The sequence below is a fragment of the Planomonospora sp. ID82291 genome (genome assembly GCF_015711645.1).
Classification (GTDB): Bacteria; Actinomycetota; Actinomycetes; order Streptosporangiales; family Streptosporangiaceae; genus Planomonospora.
The window spans coordinates 776304-799496 of the sequence record NZ_JABTEX010000002.1 but is presented as its reverse complement, the minus strand read 5'-3'; the positions used below and the strand labels follow the sequence as shown (position 1 = coordinate 799496).

Genomic DNA, 23193 nt, shown 5'->3' with positions numbered 1-23193 from the left:
ACCGAATCTACCCCCTCTGGGAGGTGAATCCGGTTGTCAGACGCGCCCGTCCCCCGAAGCGGCCAGGGAGTCGAGCGCCCTGGTGACGTCCACGATGAGGTCCTCGGCGTCCTCCAGCCCGATCGAGAACCGCACCGCCCCCGCGTCGCCCTCGGCCCCCTCGCCGGGGCGGTGGCCGAGGGAGGCGGCGCACACGGCCTTGGTGCGCGTGCCGCCCGCCGAGGAGGCGGCCGAGACCAGCCGGAGCGCACCGGCCAGCCGCACGCCCGCGTCATGGCCGCCGTGCGGGGTCACCGTCACGCAGGCGCCGTACCGGGTGCCCTCCGGACCGGAGTCGAACAGGTGCCGGGCGAGCCGGTGGCCGGGGTGCCCGGGAAGGCCGGGGTAGTCGACCCGGCGGACCACGGGGTGCTTGGCCACGGCCGCGGCGAACAGCATCGCGGTGGAGCACATGCGGCGCACCCGCAGCGGCAGCGTCTCCAGGCCCCGGCGGAGCAGGAAGGCGTCGTCCGGGGAGAGCTCGGCCCCCGTGTCGACGCGGACCCGGCGGAGGCGGGCGATCAGGTCGGGGCGGCCCACGACGACACCGCCGGTGCAGTCGTCGTGCCCCCCGAGATAGGTGGTGGCGGAGTGGACCACGAGGTCGGCGCCGTGCTCCAGGGGCCGGCACACGACCGGCGTGGCGAAGGTCGAGTCGACCACCAGGAGGGCTCCGGCGGAGCGGGCGATCCGGTAGAGGCCGCGGACGTCGGCCACGGCCGCCGACGGGGTGGAGAGCGTCTCCGCGTATATGATCTTCGTGCTCCGCCGGACCGTCGCGTCCACCCTGCCGAGATCGGCGTAGTCGACGAAGTCCGCGCTCACCCCGAACCTGGCCAGCACGTTCGTGATGAGCGAGTGGGTCCGGTCGTGGACCGGGGCGGGGGCGACGAGGTGCGCCCCGGAGCGCAGGAAGGTCATCAGCACCGCGGTGACCGCGGCCATCCCCGAGGCGAAGGCCTGGCCCGCGACGTCCTCGGGTGCGGCCGCGCCCTCCAGGGAGGCGACGGCCGCGGCGAAGGCGGCGGTGGTGGGGTTGTCGACGCGGTCGGCGCCGTCCTCCCCGGCCGTCTCCGGTCCGCCGGGCGGGTCGGTGCGGCTCCACGCGGAGCTGCGCCACACCGGCAGGCCGAGAGGGCTGCCCGGAGGGCCCGCCGGGGCCGGCAGGTGCGCCGAGCGGGTGTTCTCGCCCCGCTGCCGGCGCGCGGGGCGGTTCACACGCCGTACCGTTCGGGTTTGGGGGTCCGCGACATCAGCAGCATCGCGGCTTCGCGGGGAGGCATGCCGTCATGGACGACGGCCACGACGACCTCGGTGATCGGCATCTCCACGTCGTGCTTTCTGGCCAGTTCGAGGACCGACTCGCAGGACTTGACGCCCTCTGCGGTCTGCTTGGTGGCGGCGACGACCTCGGCCAGGGTCATGCCCCGCCCCAGATTCTCACCGAAGGTACGGTTCCGGGACAATGGTGAGGTACAGGTCGCCACCAGATCGCCCATCCCCGCCAGCCCCGCGAACGTGTGCGGATCGGCGCCGAGCGCCGCGCCGAGCCGGGAGATCTCCGCCAGCCCGCGGGTCATGAGCATCGCACTGACGTTGTCGCCCATCCCCATGCCCGCCGAGACCCCGACCGCGAGCGCGATGACGTTCTTGACCGCTCCGCCGAGTTCCACGCCGACCACGTCGGGGTTGGTGTAGGGGCGGAACCACGGCGGCAGGTGGCAGGCCGCCTGCAGCCGCTCCATGGCCCCCTCGTCGGGGCAGGCGACCACCGTCGCGGCGGGCTGGCCGCGGACGATCTCACCGACCAGGTTGGGACCCGACACCACCGCGACCCGCTCCGCCGGCACCTCGGCGACCTCGCAGATCACCTCGCTCATCCGCTTGGTGGTGCCGAGTTCGATGCCCTTCATCAGGCTCACCAGGACCGCGTCGTCCGGCAGGTCGGGCTTCCAGGCGGTCAGGTTGCCGCGCAGGGTCTGCGAGGGCACGGCGAGCACCACGAAGTCGGCGCCGTCGAGCGCCTCGGCCGGCTCGGTGGTGGCGCGCAGCGTCTCGGGCAGCGTCGTGCCCGGCAGGTAGTCGGGGTTCTCCTGCCGGCGGTCGATCGCCTCGACGATCTCCGGGCGCCTGCCCCACAGGGTCGTCCGGGTGCCCGTCCCGGCGAGGATCATCGCGAACGTCGTGCCCCATGAACCCGTCCCGAACACGGCAGCCTTGGTCATTTCATCACCGTACGCCGAAGTCAGCCGTGAGAGGGCCGCTTGAACGGGGTCTCCGGCGGCTTCTCCCCCCGCAGTCCGGCCAGCTGCGCCGTGATGGCCGCCATGATGTCGGCGGTCGCCGCGCGCAGCGTCTCGGCCCCGGGCGGGCGCCCGGCGAGCTCCTCGCGGTACCGCGACAGGTCCACCGGGGGCCCGACCTGCACGCGGAACGTCGTGCGGGGCAGGAGGCGGGGCCGCCTGCCGCCGTAGGGCAGGATCTCCTGCGCGCCCCAGTGCGCCACCGGGATCACCGGCACGCCGGTCTCCAGGGCCAGCCGCGCCGCGCCCGTCTTCCCCTCCATGGGCCAGAAGTCCGGATCGCGGGTGCAGGTGCCCTCGGGGTAGAACATCACGCACGCCCCCTCGTCGAGCCGCTCCCGGGACGCCTCCAGCGAACGGGCCGCGTCGGCGCTGCCCCGGTGGACGGGGATCGCCCGCATCGCCCGCACCATGCGGCCGATCACCGGCACGGTGAAGAGCCCGGACTTGGCCAGGACCACCGGCCAGCGCCCGTGGTCGTACAGGAAGTGCGCGACCAGGAAGGGGTCCACCCACGACAGGTGGTTGGTCACCATGATGATCGCGCCCTGGCGCGGCAGCCGCTCGGCGTGCCGCCACTCCTTCTTCACCAGGAGCCACGAGACCGGCTTGACGATCGCGACGGCCACCGCGACCCAGAACCTGGTCGGCCATCCGGGGCGTCTCATCCGCTCCTCCATGCACTGCGGGGGGTGCTCCTCGGGCCCTCCGGTTGGCTCCGGAGGCCGTCGAGACGGGATGCTTAAGGGTATGCCTCCTCCCGAGAGCCCCGACTGGACCCTCGTCGTCCCGGTCAAGACCCTGGTGGCAGCCAAGACCCGGCTGTCCGAGGCCGCGGGCCCGCACCGCGCCGCGCTGGCCGTGGCGATCGCCTGCGACACCGTCGAGGCCGCGCTGGGCTGCGGCCCCGTCGCGCGCGTCGTGGTGGTCACGGGCGATCCGGTGGCGGCCGGGGCGCTGTCCGCCGTGGGCGCCCACGTGGTCGGCGACCCGGAGGCGGGGCTCAACGCGGCGCTGCGCCACGGCGCGGGCGAGGCCGTACGGCTGGCGCCCGGCGACGCGGTCGGCGCGCTCCAGGCCGACCTGCCGGCCCTGCGCCCCGCGGAACTGGCGCTCGTGCTGGCCGCCGCGGCCGAGTTCGACCAGGCCTTCCTGCCGGACGCCGCCGAGGTCGGCACGACCTTCTACGGCACGCGGCCCGGCGTCCCGTTCGCTCCCGGGTTCGGCGGCGCCTCCCGCGACCGCCATCTGCGGCGCGGCGCCAAGGAGCTCTGCCTGGCGCAGGTCGACTCGGTGCGCCGGGACGTGGACACCCCCGACGACCTGCGCGCCGCCCTCGCCCTGGGCACCGGCCCGCGCACCCGCGTGGTGGCCGGGCTCATCGGGGCGGAGCCTCCGGACGCGGAGTCCTTCCGATGAATCCGGACCGCGTTAGGGTGGTGGGCGTGCAGGCGACGGTGAGGACCTTCGACCCCGCGACCCGGTCCGGGTCGGTGTTCCTGGACGACGGGACCGAGGTCCCCTTCGGCGCCGAGGCGTTCGACGCCGGGCCGCTCCGGCTGCTCCGGCCCGGCCAGCGGGTGAACATCTCCGTGGACGGCGGCCTGGTGACCTACGTGACGCTCTCGACCTTCCCGCTGCCGGGCTGAGCCCTCCGGCCCCGGCGCCGCGCACGCCGAGCGCCCGGTCCCACGCGGGGATCCGGGCGCCCGATGTGCGAGTCCGCCGCTCGGCGGATGCCGTCTGTTCGCGGGTGCTACTTCTTGGCGGCCTTCTTGCCGCCCTCGTTGACGAGGTCCTTGAAGTCGGAGCCGGCGCGGAACTTCGGCGCCCAGCTCTCGGCCACCTTGATCTCGGCGCCCGTGGAGGGGTTGCGGGCCGTGCGGGCCGGCTTGTGCGCCATCTCGAAGGCGCCGAACCCCGTGATGGAGACCTTGTCGCCGCTGGCGACGGCCTTCTGGATGGTGTCGAGCACGGCGTTCACGGCCTCGGTGGCCGTCTTCTTGTCGCCCACCCGATCCGCGATGGCGTCGACGAGTTCTTTCTTGTTCATGAAGATTGTCCCTTGTTGCCGATGTCCGGGAGTGGGTCTCAAGACAGGAAGCCCGTCTCACCCGATTTGTCGCCGAGCGGGGTCTCAGGTGGAGCGCGAGACCCCTTACCCGCTTGAAATTAGGGGACGGAAGCGTGTGACTCAATCACCTTCCGCAATATTTCCAGCACTCCGTGTGTCTGAAACCAGGTCATCGAGGTCAATCAGGAACGATTCCAGGCGTGTGGCCGCACGGTCCAGGTCGTGCTTGGCCGCTCCGCAGATGGCCAGCAGGCGTTTGACGAGGCGCCGCCGCGCCTCCGGGGGCACGGGCAGCACGCGGACGCGGCTGTGCGCCTCGCGCAGCAGCCGCGCCAGCTCTCGTTCTGAACGGGTCAGACCGTCGTCGGCAGCCATGGCTGCCGACCATTCTCGTACGCCGCCACGGCGTCGGCGTTGCGCAGGGTCAGGCCGATGTCGTCCAGGCCCTCCATCAGCCGCCAGCGGGTGTAGTCGTCGATCTCGAAACCGGCGGACTCGGCGCCCCAGCGCACCCGGCGCTCCCCGAGGTCGACGGTGACCTCCAGGGCGGGGTCGGCCTCCACGGCCGACTGCAGCGCCTCGACGGTCGCGGCCGGCAGCACGACCGGCAGCAGTCCCATCTTGGTGGAGTTGTTGCGGAAGATGTCACCGAACCGGGCCGCGATCACGACGCGGAAGCCGTACTGCTGCAGGGCCCAGACCGCGTGCTCGCGCGAGGAGCCGGTGCCGAAGTCCGGCCCGGACACGAGGATCGAGGCGCCCTGGTAGGCGGGCTGGTTCAGGACGAAGTCGGGGTCCTCGCGCCAGGCGGAGAACAGGCCCTTCTCGAAGCCGGTCCGGCTGACCTGCTTGAGCCAGACGGCCGGGATGATCTGGTCGGTGTCGACGTTGCTGCGGCGCAGCGGCACGGCCCGACCGGTGTGCGCGGTGAAGGAATCCATGATCGTGTCTCCTAGGCCAGGTCGGCGGGGGCGGTCAGCTTGCCGGTGACGGCGGTGGCGGCGGCGACGGCCGGCGAGACCAGGTGGGTGCGGCCGCCCTTGCCCTGACGCCCCTCGAAGTTGCGGTTGGAGGTCGAGGCGCTGCGCTCGCCGGGGGCGAGGGTGTCGGGGTTCATGCCCAGGCACATCGAGCAGCCCGCCTCGCGCCACTCGGCGCCGGCGGCCTTGAACACCTCGTGCAGGCCCTCCTGCTCGGCCTGGAGTTTGACCAGCATCGAACCGGGGACGATCAGCGTCCGGGTCACGACCCGGCGACCGCGCAGCACCTCGGCCGCGGCGCGCAGGTCCTCCAGCCGGCCGTTGGTGCAGGACCCCACGAAGACGGTGTCCACCTCGACCTCGCGGAGCGGGGTGCCCGGGGCGAGCCCCATGTACTCCAGCGCGCGGCGGGCCGCGGCCGGGTCGTCGGTCTCCTCCGGCACCGGCACGGCCGCGCCCAGCGGAGCGCCCTGGCCGGGGTTGGTCCCCCAGGTGACGAACGGGGTCAGGGTCGAGGCGTCGATCTCCACGACGGTGTCGAAGACGGCGTCGTCGTCGGTGACCAGGGACTTCCAGTACGCGACGGCGGCGTCCCACTGCGCGCCGGCCGGGGCGTGCGGCCGTCCCTTCAGGTACGCGAACGTGGTCTCGTCGGGGGCGATCATGCCCGCGCGGGCGCCGGCCTCGATGGACATGTTGCAGATGGTCATCCGGCCCTCCATGGAGAGCCTGCGGATGGCCTCGCCGCGGTACTCGACGATGTGACCCTGACCGCCGCCGGTGCCGATCTTCGCGATGATCGCCAGGATCAGGTCCTTGGCCGTGACGCCGACCGGCAGTTCGCCGGAGACCTCGATGGCCATCGTCTTGGGGCGGTAGGCGGGCAGCGTCTGGGTGGCCAGCACGTGCTCCACCTCGGAGGTGCCGATGCCGAACGCGATGCCGCCGAAGGCGCCGTGCGTCGAGGTGTGGGAGTCGCCGCACACGATGGTCATGCCGGGCTGGGTCAGGCCGAACTGCGGGCCGATGATGTGCACGACGCCCTGGCCCGCGTCGCCCATCGGGTGCAGGCGGACGCCGAACTCGGCGCAGTTCTTGCGCAGCGTCTCGACCTGGGTCTTGGAGACCGGGTCGGTGATCGGGCCGAGCAGGGTCGGGACGTTGTGGTCCTCGGTGGCGATGGTGAGGTCCGGCCGCCGCACGGTCCGCCCCGCCATGCGCAGGCCGTCGAACGCCTGCGGGCTGGTCACCTCGTGGATGAGGTGCAGGTCGATGTAGAGCAGGTCGGGCTCTCCCTCGGCACGTCGCACGACGTGCTGCTCCCAGACCTTCTCCGCCAGCGTGCGGCCCATTGTCGCCTCCCTTTCGTTGCGACGCTGTGCGTCGTCGCCCGACTTGCCTTCTCATATGTCGAGACTGCAGTATCGGTGTATGGACAACTCTAGCGGAGTCGGCGTACTCGACAAGGCCGTTCTGGTGCTCAACGCCCTCGAGGCCGGCCCGGCATCCCTCGCGCAGCTCGTCCAGGCGACCGGCCTGGCCCGCCCCACCGCCCACCGGCTGGCGGTCGCGCTGGAGCACCACCGCATCGTCTCCCGCGACACGCAGGGCCGGTTCGTCCTGGGATCGCGGCTCTCGGAGCTGTCCACGGCCGCCGGGGAGGACCGGCTGCTGGCCGTCGCCTCACCGGTCCTCACCCAGTTGCGGGACATGACTGGAGAAAGTGCACAACTTTACCGCCGCCAAGGTGATGAGCGGGTCTGCGTGGCCGCCGCCGAGCGCTCCAGCGGGCTGCGCGACACCGTGCCCGTCGGTTCGGCCCTGCCGATGTTCGCCGGCTCGGCCGCGCAGATCCTGCTGGCCTGGGAGGAGCCCGACCGCCTCCACCGCGGCCTGCGCGGGGCCAAGTTCACCGCCGCCACCCTGTCGAGCGTCCGCCGCCGGGGCTGGGCGCACAGCGTCGGCGAGCGCGAGCAGGGGGTGGCCAGCGTCTCGGCTCCGATACGGGGCACCGGCGGCAAGGTGATCGCCGCGATCTCGGTGTCCGGGCCGATCGAGCGCCTCACCCGCACCCCCGGCCGGATGCACGCCGCCCCCGTGGTCGCCGCCGCCGAGCGCATCACCGAAGCGATGCGCCGGAACGGCTGAGCCGTACGGCGCCGCCCGCGGGACACCGTGCGGGGACACCGTGCGGGGACACCGTGCGCCCCGGCCGTCTCCCCCCGATATGAGGAGGCGAGCACCCCCGCGGCCCCCTAGGCTGGGCGGGTGACAGATCGCATCGAGGCAGCCGCCGCTGAACTGCGCCCCCTGCTCCAAGAATTCATCCTCTGGGCCCGCGAGAACGCGCCCGGCAGCGACTCGAACCTGGTGGGCTCCGTCGCCCTGTGGCACCGCTTGGTCGCCTCCGACGACGTCGGCCGCTGGAGGACCTCCGATCTGCGCACGGTGCTCCTGGAGCGGATGCCGAAGGTGGTGGAGGACCCCGAGGCCGCCGTGGAGGGACTGGTGCCCGCCGTCCGTGCCTACCTGGCCTATCTGTCGGACACCGCCCGCCTGGCGGCGGGCTCCTCCCCGCTGAAGGAGATGCTGGCCGAGCTCGACGAGATCGAGGACGACGTCGCCGACGCGATGGAGGACGTGCTCGCCGAGGACGACGAGGACGACGAGGCGTACGACGACGAGGAGTTCGAGGGGCTGGGCGACTTCGAGCCGTTCGCCGACCGGCTCGCCGCGCTGCCGACGATCCGGCTCCGCCCCGACGCCGAGCTGGCCGGGGCGGCGCGCAGGTCCGTCCTGCTCGCCAAGGCCCGGGACCTGGCCGTCTGGGTCGGCACCGAGCGCCGGGTGGGCGAGGAGGACCTGCTCACCGACGCCGAGATCGCCGAGGCGCTGGCCGTTCTGGGGTTCCCGGCGCCGGAGGCGGTGGACGGCCGGCTGGCCGAGGCCGTGCCCGCGCTGTGGAACGTCTGGAACCTCGCGATCGACCTGGACTTCCTCCAGCCCGAGGGCGAGGACACCGTCAGCGCCGACCCCGACGCCGCCGACTGGCCCTTCGAGGAGGACGACGACGTCCTGGACGCCTGGCTGGCCGGGCTGCAGTCGATCGACTACGGCGACCCCGAGCTGGACGACGAGGACGCCACGATCGCCCTGTCCGGGCTGACCCGGGCACTGCTGGTCCGGGTCCTGCTGGCCACCGGCTCCAAGCCCGTCGACGAACTCCGCACCGAGCTGGCCGAGGCCGCCGCCGAGTACGACGACCTCGGCGCCGAGGCCTGGGACGCCGCCGCCGCGCAGTACGGCGACCCGCTCAACCCGGTGCTGGACTGGCTGTCGGGGTACGGCATGGTCGAGGTCGAGCACGACCAGGTGCGGCTGACGCCGCTGGGCATGGAGGGTCTCGTCCACCTGGTGGACGAGGCCGACATCGAGCTGGACGCCCGGCCCGCCATCGACGCGATGACGGCCCTGGACCTGCTCTCCTTCAGCGCGGAGCTGCCCGAGGAGGAGGCCGACGCGGAGTTCGCCGCGTGGATGGAGCTGCGCGAGCCCGCCAGGGCCGCCGAGGAGCTGCTGGCGGCCGCGGCGGAGGACGACGCGGACGCGCTGGTACGCGTCCAGGCCGCCAGCGTGGTCGGTTCGCTGGGCGAGGTGGCCGTGCCGGCCTGGCGCCGGGCCCTGGACGAGCCCTCCCTGCACCCCTACGCCGCCACGCACCTGGCCCAGCTGGGCGTCGAGGACGTTCCCGCGCCGACCCAGGCCGACACCCACTGGCTGATCCTCGACATGCTGACCATCTCCGCCGGGCTCGGCCGTTCCGAGTTCGTCGGCAGTCTGGACGACATCGGCCCGACCGCGATGCTGGTCGACCTGCTGGACGTCATCTGGAAGATCCCCCACCCGCACCTGGAGGAGCTGCTGGAGACCATCGCCGAGTCCCACCCGGACCGGCAGGTGGGCAAGGCCGCCAAGCGGGCCCTGTTCAAGGCCCGCTCGGGCAGCAACTAGCGCGCCGGACGGCGCGCGTGGTCCGCCGGGTCCGCCGCGCCCGGGTCTTCCCCGGTCCCGTTCCGGTCCCTCACCCGGCGGCCTCCTGCCAGTCGGGGAGCGGCCGGTAGATCGGGACGCCCGCGGCCTCCAGCTCCTCCCGGATCCTGAAGTACTCCTCGCCGAACGGGTCCACCCCGGCCAGCGGCAGGAGACCGCGCCGGACGGCCAGGTCGTGCGGGGCGAGCGCGGCGGCCGCCTCCCGGTGCCGCCCGGCCGCGGCGGTGCGGCCGGCGCGCAGCAGCCACGCCGCCACCCGGCCGTGCAGCCGGGCCAGGCGCTCGTCGGCGGTGGGGGCGCGCAGCTCGCGCAGGTCCGTCCCCGTCTCGTCCTCGACCACCCACCGGCGCAGGGCGGCGGCGGCCCGCTCGGAGGACAGGCCGTTCATCGACCGGAAGGTGTCGGTCGCCGTCATGGTGTCCTGGGGGCGGGCGATGCGGCCGTCGGGGGCGATCCAGACCACGGTCGGCACGTTGACCACGTTGTACAGCTCGGCGATCCGGCCGTCGGCGTCGACCACCGCCGGGTGGGTCAGGCCCTTCAGCCACTCCGCGGCATGGCCGGGATCGCGGTCGAGGGAGACGCTGACCACGCTGAAGCCGTACCCGCCCAGCTCGCGGTGGAGCTCCTCCCAGGCCGGCAGGTCGTAGCGGCAGCCGCACCAGGAGGCCCAGAAGACCAGCGCGACCTTGGTGCCGCGCAGGCCGGGCAGCGGCCCGAACTCCGGCGCCCGGTCCAGCACGGGCTCGACGGGTTCCCCGATCGCGACCACGCCCTCGTCCGGGTCGGCCACCGCCTGCCGGCCGAGCAGTCCGGCGAAGGCGACCAGGTCCACGCCCTCGGCGGTCTCGGCCGCCGCGGCCCGGAACGACGGGATGCACGCCTCGCCCCGGCACCAGCCGTGCGGCTTGCGCTCCCAGCCGAGCACCGGCACCCCGTACGGCACGACCAGACCGTCGATCATCTCCTCGCGCCCGTCCGCCAGCAGGGTGATCATCATCGACCTCCATCAGATAGCTTTGGTATCCAATTATCGGACAGCATGGCTATCCAATCAAGAGATCGGTCCGGAAACGCCCGGAGCTCGGTCCGGAAACGCGAAAAACCCCTGGAAGCGACTGCTTCCAGGGGTCCTGCGATGTAGCCCCGACCGGATTCGAACCGGCGCTACCGCCTTGAGAGGGCGGCGTCCTAGGCCACTAGACGACGGAGCCTTGCACGCATGACAGTGGTAGTCCCGACCGGATTCGAACCGGCGCTACCGCCTTGAGAGGGCGGCGTCCTGGGCCACTAGACGACGGGACCCTACACACTGTCATCGGATCCGGAGGGGACCGGATCCGCAGCGGCCTCCGCGAGGAGACCGCAGCTGGGGTACCAGGACTCGAACCTAGACTAACTGAACCAGAATCAGTCGTGCTGCCAATTACACCATACCCCACCGCTTCGGGCTCTCCCTGCGGAGCGCCCTGGCGACTCCGAAAGAATAGCCCACCTTGAGTGCAAGGACCAAAACGATTGCCGCCGGCCCGCCCGGGGCCCGCCGCCCGTGACGCCGGAGTGTCCGGCCGGGCCGGTCTGTGTAACGCTGCTCAGGAGATCCGTCCGCACGCGAGGAGTGCACGCCTTGGCCGAGAACCCGCCGAACCCCTTCTTCACCGTCAGCCCACTGCCCTACCGCCTGCCGCCCTTCGCCGAGATCCGCGAGGAGCACTACCTGCCCGCGTTCGAGCGCGGCATGGCCGAGCAGTTGCAGGAGGTGGCGGCGATCGCGGGCAGCACCGAGCCGCCCACCTTCGCCAACACCGTCGAGGCCCTCGAACGCTCCGGGCGGATCCTGAAACGGACCGCGACCGTCTTCTTCAGTCTCGCCGCCTCCGACGCCACCGACGGCATCCGGGCGATCGAGAAGGAGATCGCCCCCCGGCTGACCAAGCACTCCGACGCCATCCGCCTCGACCGCGCGCTCTACGCCCGGATCACGCGGGTCTCCACCGACGACCCCGAGGAGGCCTGGCTGCTGGAGAGGTACCGCGAGGACTTCGTCCGGGCCGGGGCCGAGCTGTCGGAGACCGAGCAGGAGCGGCTGAGGGCCCTCAACGAGGAGCTCTCCACGCTCGCCACGGCCTTCTCCCAGAACCTGCTGACGGCCTCCACCGCCTCGGCGCTGGTCGTCGAGGACGCCAAGGAACTGGACGGGCTCGCCGAGAGCGCCATCAGGGCGGCCGAGAAGGACGGCCGGTACGTCCTGCCGCTGCTCAACTTCACCAACCAGCCGGCCCTCGCCGAGCTGACCGACCGGGAGACCCGCCGCCGGCTGTACGAGCTCTCGGTGAACCGGGCGCCGGAGAACTTCGGACTGGCGGCCAGGATGGCGGCGCTCCGCGCCGAGCGGGCGGCCCTGCTCGGCTTCCCGAGCCACGCGGCCTACTCCGTGGCCGACCAGACCGCCAAGACCACCGACGCCGTCGAGGAGCTGCTCGGCAGGCTGGTGGGCCCGGCGGTGGCCAACGCCCGGCGGGAGGCCGAGGCGCTGAGCGAGCAGGCCGGGTTCGCCATCGAGCCGTGGGACTGGTCGTTCTACGCGGAGAAGGTGCGCAAGGCCCGCTACGACTTCGACGGCGCCGAGCTGCGCCCCTACTTCGAGCTGGACCGGGTGCTGCGGGACGGCGTCTTCCGCGCCGCCGGCGCGCTGTACGGCGTCGCCTTCACCGAGCGCCCCGATCTGGACGGCTACCACCCCGACGTGCGGGTCTACGAGGTCGCGGACGCCGACGGGTCACCGCTCGGCCTGTTCGTCCTCGACCCCTACGCACGGCCCACCAAGCGGGGCGGCGCGTGGATGAACAACCTGGTGGACCAGTCCCGCCTGTTCGGCGAGCCGCCCGTGGTGATGAACAACCTCAACATCACCAAGCCCGCGCAGGGGCCGACGCTGCTGACCTTCGACGAGGTCAACACCGCCTTCCACGAGTTCGGCCACGCCCTGCACGGCCTCTTCTCCGACGTGCGCTTCCCGCGCGTCTCCGGCACCGCGGTCCCCCGCGACTTCGTGGAGTACCCCTCGCAGGTCAACGAGATGTGGGCGACCTGGCCGTCCGTCCTGGAGGGCTTCGCCCGGCACCACGAGACGGGCGAGCCCGTCCCGGCGGAGCTGCTGGAGAAGATGCGGGCCGCGGAGAGGTTCAACCAGGGCTTCGCGACCGTGGAGTACCTCGCCGCGGCGCTGCTGGACTGGGCCTGGCACCGGCTCGTCCCGGGCGAGACCGTCGAGGACCCCGAGGCGTTCGAGGCCGCGGCCCTGGAACGCGCCGGGATCGCCCTGGAGCTGGTCCGCCCCCGCTACCGGACGAACTACTTCGCGCACAGCTTCTCGTCCGGCGTGGGCGGCTACAGCGCCGGTTACTACTCCTACATCTGGAGCGAGGTCCTCGACGCCGACAGCGTCGAGTGGTTCACCGAGAACGGCGGCCTGCGGCGGGAGAACGGCGACCACTTCCGCACCACGCTGCTGTCGGTCGGCGGGTCCAAGGACGCGATGGACGCCTTCCGCGACTTCCGCGGGCGCGACCCGCGCATCGAGCCCCTGCTGGAGCGGCGGGGCCTGCTGGCCTGAGCCCGGGGCGGAGAGCCGCCCCGGACCCCTGGGGGCGCTGAGCCCGGGGAGGCGGCTCCCGCCTCCCCGGCCTCCTCCGTCCGGCCGCGTCGATGGCGGCCGGGACCGCGCTCAGCCGCGTCGATGGCGGCCGGGACCGCGCTCGGCCTCGTTCGTCCGGCCGTGTCGATGGCGGCCGGGACCGCGCTCAGCCGCGCAGGCGCGCCAGGGCGGCGCGCAGGCGCTCGATCGAGCGCTCCCGGCCGAGGGCCTCGATCGACTCGAACAGCGGCAGGCCGACCGTCCGGCCGGTGACCGCCACCCGGACCGGGGCCTGGGCCTTGCCGAGCTTGAGGCCGTGCTCGGCGCCGACCGCCTCCAGCGCGGCCTTCAGCGACTCGGGGTCCATCTCCGCCGTCTCCAGCCGGGCGAGGTAGCCGCCGAGGATCTCCTCCGGGGAGTTCTTCATCGCCTTGTCCCACGAGGCCTGGTCGAAGACCGGCTCGTCCAGGAAGAGGAAGTCCACGTTGGCGGTGATCTCCGACAGGACCGCGATGCGGGTCTGCGCCAGCGGTGCGACCTTCGCGAACAGCCCCCGGTCCCAGCTCGGGTCGAGCCAGGGCTCGCAGCGGGCGGCGAACTCCTCCGGCGGCAGGGCCCGGATGTACTCGCCGTTGAAGGCGCGCAGCTTCTTCTCGTCGAAGAACGCGTTGGCGGAGTTGACGTCCTCCAGCCGGAACAGCGGCACCATCTCCGACCAGGGCATGATCTCCCGGTCCTCGCCGGGGCCCCAGCCGAGCAGCATCAGGTAGTTGACCATCGCCTCGGCCAGGTAGCCCTCGTCGCGGTAGGACTCCAGGGCCACCTTGTCCCGGCGCTTGGAGAGCTTCTTGCGCTGCTCGTTGACGATCACCGGCAGGTGCGCCCAGACCGGCGGGTTCGCGCCGAGCGCGGGCCAGAGCAGCTGCTGGCGCTGGGCGTTGGCCAGATGCTCCTCGCCTCGGACCACGTGGGTGATCCCCTGGGTGATGTCGTCGACGGCGTTGGCCAGGACGTACAGCGGGGAGCCGTCGCTGCGCGCGACGACGAAGTCCTCCTGCGCGTCGTTCGGGAACTCCACCCGGCCGCGGATCACGTCGTCCACGACCGTGACGCCCTCGTCGGGGGTGCGGAAGCGGACCGCGCCCGCGGACAGACCCCGGTCGCGGCAGAAGCCGTCGTAGCCCTTGTGCTCGGAGCCGGTGCGCTCCTGGAGCAGCTCGCGGGTGCAGTCGCAGTGGTAGGCCCTGCCGTCGGCGAGCAGCTTGGCGACGGCCTCGCGGTGCTGCGGCTCGTTCTCCGACTGGAAGTGCGGGCCCTCGAAGACCGGGTTGTCGCCGCTGATGCCGATCCAGGCCAGCGCGGACAGGATGCCCTCGGTCCACTCGGGCCGGTTGCGCGCCGCGTCGGTGTCCTCGATGCGCAGCACGAACCGCCCGCCGGACCGCTCGGCCAGGGCCCAGTTGAACAGCGCCGAGCGGGCGCCGCCGACATGGAACATGCCGGTCGGCGAAGGAGCGAAACGAACCCTGATCATCGCGAGACCACCCGGTTGCTGAGAGTGCCGATACCTTCGATGCTGACGCTGACCTCGTCGCCGATCTCGAGCGGCCCGACCCCTTCGGGCGTCCCGGTCAGGATGACGTCGCCGGGGATCAGGGTCATGACCGCGCTCACGTGCGCGATCAGCGCGGGGATGTCGTACATGAGCTTGGAGGTGCGCGAGCTCTGCCGGACCTCGCCGTTCACCTTCGTGGTGATGCCCAGGTCGGCCGGGTCGAGCTCGGTCTGGATCCACGGGCCGAGCGGGCAGAAGGTGTCGAAGCCCTTGGCCCGGGTGAACTGCACGTCCTTCTTCTGCAGGTCGCGGGCGGTGACGTCGTTGGCGCAGGTGTAGCCGAAGACCACCTCGTGGGCCCGCTCGACGGGCACCTCCCGGCAGAGCCTGCCGATGACCACCGCCAGCTCGCCCTCGAAGTCGACCCGCCGGGAGAGGCCGACGGGGTAGGCGACGGCCTCCGACGGGCCGATCACCGAGGTGGACGGCTTCAGGAACACCAGCGGCTCGTCGGGGACCTCCCCGCCCATCTCGCGGGCGTGCTCGGCGTAGTTCTTGCCGATGGCGACGACCTTGCTGGGCAGCATGGGCGCGAGCAGCCTGACCTGCGAGAGCGCGTGCCGCTCCCCGGTGAACCGGATCGGGCCGAACGGGTGCCCGGAGATCCCGGAGACGAACTCCTCGCCGGGGCCGCCCTCGACCACCCCGAATCCGACACCGTCACCTGTGGAGAACCTCGCTATACGCACCCCACAAGGCTAGTCGTGCCCGCGGTCCCGCCGGACCGCCCCGCCGGATACGGTGCCCCCGACGCCCCCGACGCCCCCCCGACGCCCCCCGACGCGCCCGCCGGAACGGTCCCCCGGCCCTCGGGACGGGGATCGTAGGGTGATCGGAGAAGACGTCCTGAAGGGAGCCCTCATGTCGGTTGTGAAGATGAACGTGCTCACGGTGTCCGCGGAGATGCGCGAGGAACTGGAGCGCCGGTTCTCGAACCGGGCCGGGATCGTGGAGTCGGCCGACGGGTTCGAGTGGTTCGAGCTGCTCCGCCCGGTCGACGGCACCGATCGCTACCTGGTCTACACGCGCTGGCGGTCCGAGGAGGACTTCACGCGCTGGACCGAGAGCCAGGCGTTCCAGCGGGGCCACGCCCAGGCCGCGGCCGAGGCCGGCGCGCAGGGCCACGGCCATGGTCAGGAGCAGGGCCAGGAGCAGGGACACGGACACGGACAGGGCCACGGACACGGTCACGGACAGGGCGGCCCCGCCGCCTCCGGGGCCGAGCTCTGGTCGTTCGAGGTCGTGCAGAGCACCGGTCCTCAGGGGTGAGCCCGGAGCCGGACGGCCGGCGCACCGGCCCCCAGGGGTGAGCCCGGAGCCGGACGGTCAGCGGTCCAGCGGGTTGGCCTCGATGCGACCGACGACGCCGTTGCGGACGAATCCCCCGGCCAGGCTCTCCGGCTTGCGCTCGCCCTGCGCCGTGATGCAGGCGGCGAACTCCTTGCCGATCTCCAGCCGGGGGTGGCGCTCCAGCACCTCGGCCCGCAGGCCGGCGGGCCAGTCCTCCGGCCGCCGGCCGGAGATGTCCAGGCCGGTGGAGAGCTCCAGCAGGTGCCCCTCGGGATCGGCGGCGAGGTCCACCTCGGCCCACATGTGCCGCACGATCACCTCCGAGGCGCGCCTGCGGCGCTCGACCGGCCAGCCCGCGCCCGCGGCGAAGACCCACGCGACGTGCCCCCCGGCCTCCTCGAACGGGACCGTGTGGCTGTCGAACTCCGGCACCAGCCCGATGTCGTGGAACATCGCCGCGACGTACAGCAGTTCGGCGTCGAAGGCGATCTCGCGGGCCTGCGCGTAGGCCGCCGCCCACAGGTAGGCCCGCACCGAGTGGTTCAGCAGGGAGGGCGAGCAGTAGGCCGCGGCCGTCTCCAGGGCTGCGCGGCAGACGGCGGTGTCGGGGACCGTGATGTCGGCGAATCTCATGCCGACCAGCATGTCGGCCGGTGCGGGACCGGACGAGTGGCCGGGAGGACATCCGTCGATAGGATCCGGCCATGAATCCTCCGGCAGCGCCGCTCCTCCCGGGGACGCGTCCGATGCGGGCCCGCCCGTGACCGGCCTCCCCCCGGCGGGCCCCTCCTCGGCAGGCCCCTCCCCGACGCTCCCCCCGACGGGCTTCTCGACGGTCGCGGTGCTGCTCTTCGACGAGATCCCCCTCTTCGAGGCGTCGGTGCCGATCGCGGTCTTCGGCGAGCGGCGGGAGGGCATGCCGGAGCTCGACGTCCGGGCGGTGGCCGCCGAGGGCGGCCCGGTGCGCACGGACGCCGGCATGACCCTCGCCGCGCCGTACGACCTGGACGCCGTCGACGACGCCGACCTGGTGATCGTGCCGACCTGGCGGAACCCGTCCGCGGGCCGCCCGCCGTCGCCGGAGGCGCTGGACTCGCTGCGCCGGGCCCACGGCCGGGGCGCGACGGTCGTCTCCCTGTGCCTGGGCACGTTCGTGCTGGCGGCCACCGGGCTGCTGGACGGGCGTCCGGCCACGACGCACTGGCGCTACGCGGGACTCCTGGCCTCGGCGTACCCGCGCGTCGAGGTCCGGCCCGACGTGCTCTACGTGGACGAGGGGGACATCCTCACCTCGGCGGGCAGCACCGGCGGCATCGACCTCTGCCTGCACCTGGTCCGCCGCGCGTACGGCACGCAGGTCGCCAACACCATCGCCAGAAGCCTCGTCACGCCGCCGCACCGGGCCGGCGGTCAGGCCCAGTACATCGACCACCCCGTCCCGGCTCCGGCGACCGGCGACCCGTTCGGCGACGCCCTCGACTGGGCCCTGCGCCACCTGGACCGGGAGCTGGGCGTCGACGCGCTCGCCGCCCGGGCGCTGATGAGCCGCCGCACCTTCGACCGGCGCTTCCGGCAGGCCACCGGGACCACGCCCGCCCAGTGGCTGCTCCACCACCGCGTCCTGCACGCCCAGCGGCTGCTGGAGACGACCGCCGAACCGGTCGAGCGGGTGGCCCGCCGGTCGGGCTTCGCCTCCGCGGTGGCGCTGCGGCCCCACTTCCGCCGCCAGGTGGGGGTGCCCCCCACCGCCTACCGGGAGGCCTTCGGCCCGGCGGACACGGCGGACACGGCGGGCGGCCCGGTGCGCATCCGTGGCGCGGATGGCGTGAATCCCGCGGTGGTCGGCTGAGCGGGCGCTCACGCCGGGCCCGGCCGCACCGCGAGGCTGGAGGCATGAAACGAGCCCTCGTCGTCATCGACGTCCAGAACGAGTACTTCACCGGCGCCCTGCCGATCGCCCACCCGCCGCGCAAGGAGAGCCTGGCCAACGTCCTGACCGCGATGGACGGCGCCCGCGAGCACGGCGTCCCGGTGGTCGTGGTCCGGCACACCGCCCCGGCCTCGTCGCCGATCTTCGCCTCCGGCGGACCCGGATGGGAGCTGCGCGAGGAGGTGGCGGGCAGGCCGTACGACCGGTTGATGGACAAGACGAGGGCCTCCGCCTTCGCCGAAACGGACCTCGGGGCGTGGCTGGAGGCGCGCGGGGTCGACACGCTGACCGTCGCCGGGTACATGACCCAGAACTGCGACGAGTCCACCGCCCGCGACGCCTTCCACCGGGGCCTCGCCGTGGAGTTCCTCGCGGACGCCACCGGCACGGTCGCGCTGTCGAACCGGGCGGGGACCCTGACCGCCCGGCAGGTGCACGAGCACGTGCTGGTGGTGATGGACTCCAACTTCGCCTCGGTGGCCACCACCGCCGAGTGGGCCGCCGCGGTGGAGGCGGGCGAGCCGCTGCCCCTGACCGGCATCTGGGCGAGCACCCGCGGCTCCTCCCCGGCGTAAACCGTCCCCGTGCATCTGGTTGCTAACGATGTGCGGGAAGAGGGCCTTCCGACTTGACCGGTTTGGTGGGATTCGGTCAGCATGATCCGCCCTCTTCACTCGGCCTGGAAGGAACTGGCGTGCGCCGCCGCACACGAGCACTCGTACTCCCCACCGCCCTCCTGCTGACCTGCGGCGCGATGGTCGGCACCGCCCAGACCGCCGGCGCGCACGCCACCGCGGTCAAACGCACGGCCGAGTGCCAGGGCGACTGGCTGCCCGCCACCCCGACCTCGTCGGACATCATGGCCGGGGAGGTGGAGTTCCTCGCCCTGCCCCCGGTCAAGGTGGGCAAGGACGTCGACTGGCGGACCGACCCCTACCGCAACCGCTCCTGGAGCATGGTCTTCCACTCCCTGCGCTGGATGGGCCGCCTGGTGGCCGACTACGAGACCACCGGGGACAAGGCGTACCTGGCCCGCGCCGCCGAGATCGCCCGGGACTGGGTGGCGGACAACCCCCGCCGCGGCGGGGGCAGCCCGTACGCCTGGCAGGAGCACCCGATCGCGCTGCGCGCCCCCGCGCTGGTCTGCCTGAGCAAGCACGTCGGCGAATCCTGGCTGACCCGGAGCCTGGCCGAGCACGCCGCGATGCTGTCGAACCCGAAACTGTACGAGAAGGGCCACAACCACGGCATCGACCAGGACATCGCGCTGCTGGGCATCGGCTGCCGCTACAAGCGCGACGAGTGGTCCTCGCTGGCGATCCGCCGGCTGACCGAGACCGTCGATCTCGACGTCGACTCCCAGGGCGCGCTGCGCGAGCAGGCCCCCCGCTACGCGACCTACGTCCACGACCGGCTCAAGGTGGCCATGGACGACATCGAGGAGTGCGGCCGGAAGGTGCCGTCCTCGATCGAGAAGCGCTGGGAGTCGCTCAAGGGCTTCGTCGCCCACTCCACCCAGCCCAACGGCTTCATGGTGCCGATCGGCGACGGCGGCGCCGACGTGCGCCCGGTCGGCTACGACAGCCCGAAGAAGACCGTGAAGGTGTTCGGCAACGGCTACGTCTACGGCCGGACCGCCTGGGACAAGCCGGAGTCGGCGTTCTACTCCATCCGGTTCGGTCCGGGCACCAGGTACCACGGCCACGAGGACCACCTGGGCGTCACCTACTACGCCCAGGGCCGCGACGTCCTGGTCGACGCGGGCTTCCACTCCTACGAGGACAACGGCTACCGCCGCTGGACGATGTCCCCCGAGGCGCACAACGTGCCGGTCGTGGCCGGCGCCCGCTTCCGGCCCCGGACCGCGACCGCGCTGACCCGGTCGTCGATCGGCGGGGACCGGCAGAGCTTCCGCCTCACCGACAAGGCGTACGGCGTGCCGCGCACCCGCTCGGTCCTGGTCAACCACGGCGAGGACGTGATGGCCGTGCTCGACACGGTGCCCGCGGGCGCGAAGGTCGGCAACCTGTGGCACTTCGCCGCGGGGCTGTCGGTGGTCTCCGCCGAGGGCGGCCGGGTCGTCGTCAAGGACAAGGCGGGCTGGAAGGCGACGCTGGTCCAGCTCGCGATGCCGGCCTGCACACCGGTCGGCGGCCAGAAGGTCGTCCGCGGCGCGAGCAGCCCCTACCAGGGCTGGGTCTCCAACGCCTACCTGAAGAAGGAGGCCGCCCCGGCCGTCGTCTCCCCCGCGGTCGCGGGCGGGCTGCTGACCGTGGTGGTGCCCGGCACCGACCAGCCCTCGGTCTCCTGCTCCGGCGGCCGGGTGAAGCTGGAGACCGCCAAGGGCTCGGTCTCCTTCAAGGCCGGTCGCGCGGACCTCTCCTGAGGCGCGGCCGGTCCGGCGGGATACGGGCGGCCCGCGGCCGGCCCGTACCCCGCCGGACCGGCCCGGTGCTCAGCCCGCCTCGCGCCCCGGTGCTCAGCCCGCCTCGCGCCCCGGTGCCCAGCCCGCCTCGCGCCCCGGTGCCCAGCCCGCCTCGCGCCCCGGTGCCCGGCCCGCCTCGCGCCCCGGTGCCCGGCCCGCCTCGTGCCCCGGTGCCCAGCCCGCCTCGTGCCCCGGTGCCCAGCCCGCCTCGCGCCCCGGTGCCCGGCCCGCCTCGTGCCCCGGTGCTCAGTCCGCCTCGTGCCCCGCGCGCAGCAGGCCGTAGGTGACGGCCTGCTCCAGGGCCTGCCAGGAGGCCTCGATGATGTTCTCGTCGACGCCCACGGTCGCCCATTCGGCGGTCGCGTCGCTGGAGGTGATCAGCACGCGGGTGACCGCGTCGGTGCCGTGGGTGCCCTCCAGGATCCGCACCTTGAAGTCGATCAGCTCGACCCCGGCCAGTTCCGGGTAGAGCCGCTCCAGCCCGGCCCGCACCGCCCGGTCCAGCGCGTTGACCGGGCCGTTGCCCTCGCCGGTGGCCACGATGCGCTCGCCCTTGGCGTGCAGCTTGACGGTGGCCTCGCTGACCAGCTCGCCGCCGCGCGTGCGCTCGACGATGACCCGCCAGGACTCGACCGCGAAGTGCCGCCTGCGCTCGCCCGCCACGGTGTCGCGGAGCAGCAGCTCGAAGGAGGCGTCGGCCGCCTCGAACGTGTAGCCCCGCGCCTCCAGGTCCTTGACCCGGTCCACCAGGTCGCGCGAGGTCTCGGGCGACAGCTCGTAGCCCAGCTCGCGCCCCTTGAGCTCGACCGAGGCGCGTCCGGCCATGTCGGAAACGAGCATCCGCATGTCGTTGCCGACCTGGGCCGGGTCGATGTGCTGGTAGAGGTTGGGGTCGACCTTGATCGCGCTGGCGTGCAGCCCGGCCTTGTGCGCGAAGGCGGAGACCCCGACATAGGGGGCGTGGGAGTTCGGGGTGACGTTGGTCACCTCGGTGATCGCGTGCGCGATGCGGGTCATGTCGGCCAGCGCCTCCCGCGGCACCAGGTCGTAGCCCCGCTTGAGCTGGAGGTTGGCCACCACGGTGAACAGGTTGGCGTTGCCGGAGCGCTCGCCGTACCCGTTGGCGCAGCCCTGCACGTGGGTGGCGCCGGCCTTGACCGCGGCCAGCGTGTTGGCCACCGCGCAGCCGGTGTCGTCGTGGCAGTGGATGCCGACGCGGGCACCGGTGCCGACCGCCTCGTGGACGACCTCGGCGAGCTCGTCGGGGAGCATGCCGCCGTTGGTGTCGCAGAGCGCGACCACCGAGGCGCCCGCCTCCGCGGCGGTCCGCAGGACCTCCAGGGCGTAGGCCGGGTTGGAGGCGTAGCCGTCGAAGAAGTGCTCGGCGTCGACGAAGACCCGCCGGCCCTCCGCCCGGAGGTGGGAGACCGTGTCGCGGATCATCGCGAGATTCTCCTCCAAGGTCGTGCGCAGGGCCAGCTCGACGTGCCGGTCGTGGCTCTTGGCGACGAGGGTCACGACCGGCGCGCCGGACTCGCGCAGCGCGGCGACCAGCGGGTCGTCGGCCGCCTTCACGCCCGCCCGGCGGGTCGCGCCGAACGCGGCGAGCTGCGCGTGCTTCAGGTCGAGCTCGGTCCGAGCCCGCCGGAAGAACTCGGTGTCCTTGGGGTTCGCGCCGGGCCAGCCGCCCTCGATGAACCCGACGCCCAGGCCGTCCAGGTGGCGCGCGACGACCAGTTTGTCGGCCACCGTCAGGTTGAGGCCCTCCTGCTGCGCCCCGTCCCGGAGCGTGGTGTCGTAGACGTGGAAGCGGTCGTCGGTCATCGAGGATCTCCTTCGCGGTGCGGTGATCGCCGCGCGCCCGTCCGGCCCCGGGAAGCACCCGTCCGGCCCCGGGAAGCAAAAAGACCCCTCACGGACGTGAGAGGTCTGCGCGCCGGCGGTGTCCCTTTTCAGCCGGCGCGCCTGCCGATAATGAGCAGACCGTAGAACATGATGCCGAGTCTGCCATACGCGGCCACCAGCTGACACATTGATCTCGGGATCCGAGACGTACGGCCCGGCCCGGCGGGAGGGGGCCCCTCCCGGGAGATCGACTCGGACCGGCGAGAATGGCCGGATGAAGGCGACTTACCTCGAACCGGCCGTCGGGCAGTACCTGCTCGCGCACACCGCCCGGCCCGACGAGCTGCTGGACGCCCTGGCCGTGGAGACGCGCGAGCTCATGGGCGAGCGGGCGAACATGCAGATCGCCCCCGACCAGGGCCGCTTCCTCACCATGATCGCGCAGATCTCCGGCGCCCGGAACGCCGTGGAGGTCGGCACCTTCACCGGGTACTCCTCCGTCTGCCTGGCCCGCGGCCTGGCTCCCGGCGGCCGGCTGACCTGCTTCGACGCCGACGAGGAGTGGACCGCGGTGGCCCGGCGCTACTGGGAGGAGGCCGGGGTCGCCGACCGCGTCGAGCTCCGGCTCGGCCCGGCCGCGGTACGGCTGCGCGAGCTGGTCGGCGGCCCTCCCGTCGACCTGGCCTTCATCGACGCCGACAAGCCCGGCTACCCGGTCTACTACGAGATCCTGATGTCCGTCCTGGCACCGGGCGGGGTGATCCTCGTCGACAACACCCTGTGGGAGGGCAAGGTCGCCCGCCCCAAGGAGCGCGACGAGACCACCCAGGTGATGCGCGAGTTCAACGACATGGTCATGGCCGACCCCCGGACCACCTCGATCATGCTCCCCATGGCCGACGGCCTGACCATGATCCGGAAGCGCTGAGGGAGGGCCGCGCCCCTCCGGACCGGCCGGCCTCGTCCGGGACCGGGCCGAAAGCGGGTCCCGGACGGCCCGGACCC

Annotated in this window: 22 protein-coding genes and 3 tRNA genes; 10 read left to right on the top strand and 15 right to left on the bottom strand. The window is 72.8% G+C overall.

The genetic code is table 11. The features are described from left to right. Nucleotides 1–36: 36 nt before the first annotated feature. Genes HS045_RS14565 through HS045_RS14555 form a run of 3 tightly spaced genes read right to left on the bottom strand, consistent with a single transcriptional unit; the run spans nt 37 to nt 3010 of the window. On the bottom strand, nt 37–1257 hold the full coding sequence (locus HS045_RS14565; protein WP_196451892.1) for a PLP-dependent aspartate aminotransferase family protein: 1221 nt from the start codon (nt 1255–1257) through the stop codon (nt 37–39). Further along, the gene (locus HS045_RS14560) at nt 1254–2264 is read right to left on the bottom strand and encodes an NAD(P)H-dependent glycerol-3-phosphate dehydrogenase (protein ID WP_196451891.1); all 1011 of its coding nucleotides are present in this window, start codon (nt 2262–2264) and stop codon (nt 1254–1256) included. Before HS045_RS14560 ends, HS045_RS14565 begins: the two co-directional genes overlap by 4 nt. A 20-nt stretch (nt 2265–2284) precedes the next feature. Further along, nucleotides 2285–3010, bottom strand: coding sequence for a 1-acyl-sn-glycerol-3-phosphate acyltransferase (locus HS045_RS14555; RefSeq protein ID WP_196451890.1), 726 nt, complete (start codon nt 3008–3010; stop codon nt 2285–2287). Nucleotides 3011–3080: 70 nt separating this feature from the next. Here HS045_RS14555 and cofC point away from each other — a divergent pair, with 70 nt between their 5' ends. Beyond that, a complete protein-coding gene (gene cofC / locus HS045_RS14550; RefSeq protein ID WP_196451889.1) occupies nt 3081–3761 on the top strand; it encodes a 2-phospho-L-lactate guanylyltransferase in 681 nt (226 codons plus the stop codon). A gap of 26 nt (nt 3762–3787) precedes the next feature. After that, entirely contained in the window at nt 3788–3991 is a 204-nt protein-coding gene (locus tag HS045_RS14545) for a hypothetical protein (protein WP_196451888.1), read from the top strand. Between the two features lie 107 nt (nt 3992–4098). Here the strand turns inward: HS045_RS14545 and HS045_RS14540 are convergent, their stop codons facing one another. The 4 genes from HS045_RS14540 to leuC form a co-directional block, all read right to left on the bottom strand. Continuing rightward, nucleotides 4099–4395, bottom strand: a complete 297-nt coding sequence (locus tag HS045_RS14540) for an HU family DNA-binding protein (protein ID WP_068897587.1) — start codon at nt 4393–4395, stop codon at nt 4099–4101. A 141-nt stretch (nt 4396–4536) separates the two neighbouring features. Further along, nucleotides 4537–4791 carry a hypothetical protein gene (locus HS045_RS14535; protein ID WP_196451887.1) on the bottom strand — a complete coding sequence of 85 codons (255 nt, stop codon included), beginning with the start codon at nt 4789–4791 and terminating at the stop codon, nt 4537–4539. Further along, entirely contained in the window at nt 4770–5357 is a 588-nt protein-coding gene (gene leuD / locus HS045_RS14530; protein ID WP_196451886.1) for a 3-isopropylmalate dehydratase small subunit, read from the bottom strand. The genes HS045_RS14535 and leuD overlap by 22 nt, the downstream gene beginning before the upstream one ends. 11 nt (nt 5358–5368) lie before the next feature. Further along, on the bottom strand, nt 5369–6748 hold the full coding sequence (leuC, locus tag HS045_RS14525) for a 3-isopropylmalate dehydratase large subunit (RefSeq protein ID WP_196451885.1): 1380 nt from the start codon (nt 6746–6748) through the stop codon (nt 5369–5371). Between the two features lie 79 nt (nt 6749–6827). Here leuC and HS045_RS14520 point away from each other — a divergent pair, with 79 nt between their 5' ends. Continuing rightward, nucleotides 6828–7544 (top strand): IclR family transcriptional regulator, encoded by a 717-nt coding sequence (locus HS045_RS14520; RefSeq protein WP_196451884.1) that lies wholly within the window; start codon nt 6828–6830, stop codon nt 7542–7544. A 120-nt stretch (nt 7545–7664) separates the two neighbouring features. Continuing rightward, nucleotides 7665–9407 carry a hypothetical protein gene (locus HS045_RS14515; RefSeq protein ID WP_196451883.1) on the top strand — a complete coding sequence of 581 codons (1743 nt, stop codon included), beginning with the start codon at nt 7665–7667 and terminating at the stop codon, nt 9405–9407. A 70-nt stretch (nt 9408–9477) separates the two neighbouring features. Here the strand turns inward: HS045_RS14515 and HS045_RS14510 are convergent, their stop codons facing one another. The 4 genes from HS045_RS14510 to HS045_RS14495 form a co-directional block, all read right to left on the bottom strand. Beyond that, nucleotides 9478–10446: a TlpA disulfide reductase family protein gene (locus HS045_RS14510; protein ID WP_230884040.1), complete on the bottom strand. Its 969-nt coding sequence runs from the start codon at nt 10444–10446 to the stop codon at nt 9478–9480. 141 nt (nt 10447–10587) lie between these two features. Continuing rightward, a tRNA-Glu gene (locus HS045_RS14505) sits at nt 10588–10660 on the bottom strand. Nucleotides 10661–10675: 15 nt separating this feature from the next. Continuing rightward, nucleotides 10676–10751, bottom strand: a tRNA-Glu gene (locus HS045_RS14500). Nucleotides 10752–10815: 64 nt separating this feature from the next. Next, nucleotides 10816–10887 (bottom strand) — tRNA-Gln (locus HS045_RS14495). A 186-nt stretch (nt 10888–11073) separates the two neighbouring features. Here HS045_RS14495 and HS045_RS14490 point away from each other — a divergent pair. Next, complete coding sequence (locus HS045_RS14490) at nt 11074–13062, top strand: M3 family metallopeptidase (protein ID WP_196451882.1); 1989 nt, start codon at nt 11074–11076, stop codon at nt 13060–13062. A gap of 187 nt (nt 13063–13249) precedes the next feature. Here HS045_RS14490 and gltX read toward each other — a convergent pair whose 3' ends face one another. Then, entirely contained in the window at nt 13250–14617 is a 1368-nt protein-coding gene (gene gltX / locus HS045_RS14485; protein WP_196451881.1) for a glutamate--tRNA ligase, read from the bottom strand. Next, nucleotides 14614–15387: a fumarylacetoacetate hydrolase family protein gene (locus HS045_RS14480; protein WP_196451880.1), complete on the bottom strand. Its 774-nt coding sequence runs from the start codon at nt 15385–15387 to the stop codon at nt 14614–14616. The genes gltX and HS045_RS14480 overlap by 4 nt, the downstream gene beginning before the upstream one ends. Nucleotides 15388–15559: 172 nt before the next feature. Here HS045_RS14480 and HS045_RS14475 point away from each other — a divergent pair, with 172 nt between their 5' ends. Continuing rightward, on the top strand, nt 15560–15967 hold the full coding sequence (locus HS045_RS14475; RefSeq protein ID WP_196451879.1) for an antibiotic biosynthesis monooxygenase: 408 nt from the start codon (nt 15560–15562) through the stop codon (nt 15965–15967). A gap of 57 nt (nt 15968–16024) precedes the next feature. Here HS045_RS14475 and HS045_RS14470 read toward each other — a convergent pair whose 3' ends face one another. Further along, nucleotides 16025–16621 carry an HD domain-containing protein gene (locus tag HS045_RS14470; RefSeq protein WP_196451878.1) on the bottom strand — a complete coding sequence of 199 codons (597 nt, stop codon included), beginning with the start codon at nt 16619–16621 and terminating at the stop codon, nt 16025–16027. 127 nt (nt 16622–16748) lie between these two features. On the opposite strand from HS045_RS14470, the gene HS045_RS14465 reads away from it, so the two are divergent. From HS045_RS14465 to HS045_RS14455, 3 genes are all read left to right on the top strand, one after another. Then, complete coding sequence (locus tag HS045_RS14465) at nt 16749–17837, top strand: helix-turn-helix domain-containing protein (RefSeq protein WP_307827525.1); 1089 nt, start codon at nt 16749–16751, stop codon at nt 17835–17837. 44 nt (nt 17838–17881) lie between these two features. Continuing rightward, nucleotides 17882–18493 carry a cysteine hydrolase family protein gene (locus tag HS045_RS14460; protein WP_196451877.1) on the top strand — a complete coding sequence of 204 codons (612 nt, stop codon included), beginning with the start codon at nt 17882–17884 and terminating at the stop codon, nt 18491–18493. A 119-nt stretch (nt 18494–18612) separates the two neighbouring features. Then, nucleotides 18613–20304 carry a heparinase II/III family protein gene (locus HS045_RS14455; RefSeq protein WP_196451876.1) on the top strand — a complete coding sequence of 564 codons (1692 nt, stop codon included), beginning with the start codon at nt 18613–18615 and terminating at the stop codon, nt 20302–20304. A 285-nt stretch (nt 20305–20589) separates the two neighbouring features. On the opposite strand, the gene cimA is transcribed toward HS045_RS14455, so the two are convergent. Next, nucleotides 20590–22167 carry a citramalate synthase gene (gene cimA / locus HS045_RS14450; protein WP_196451875.1) on the bottom strand — a complete coding sequence of 526 codons (1578 nt, stop codon included), beginning with the start codon at nt 22165–22167 and terminating at the stop codon, nt 20590–20592. A gap of 295 nt (nt 22168–22462) precedes the next feature. Between cimA and HS045_RS14445 the strand changes: the two genes are divergently transcribed. Then, nucleotides 22463–23116: an O-methyltransferase gene (locus HS045_RS14445; protein ID WP_196451874.1), complete on the top strand. Its 654-nt coding sequence runs from the start codon at nt 22463–22465 to the stop codon at nt 23114–23116. Nucleotides 23117–23193: the final 77 nt, after the last annotated feature.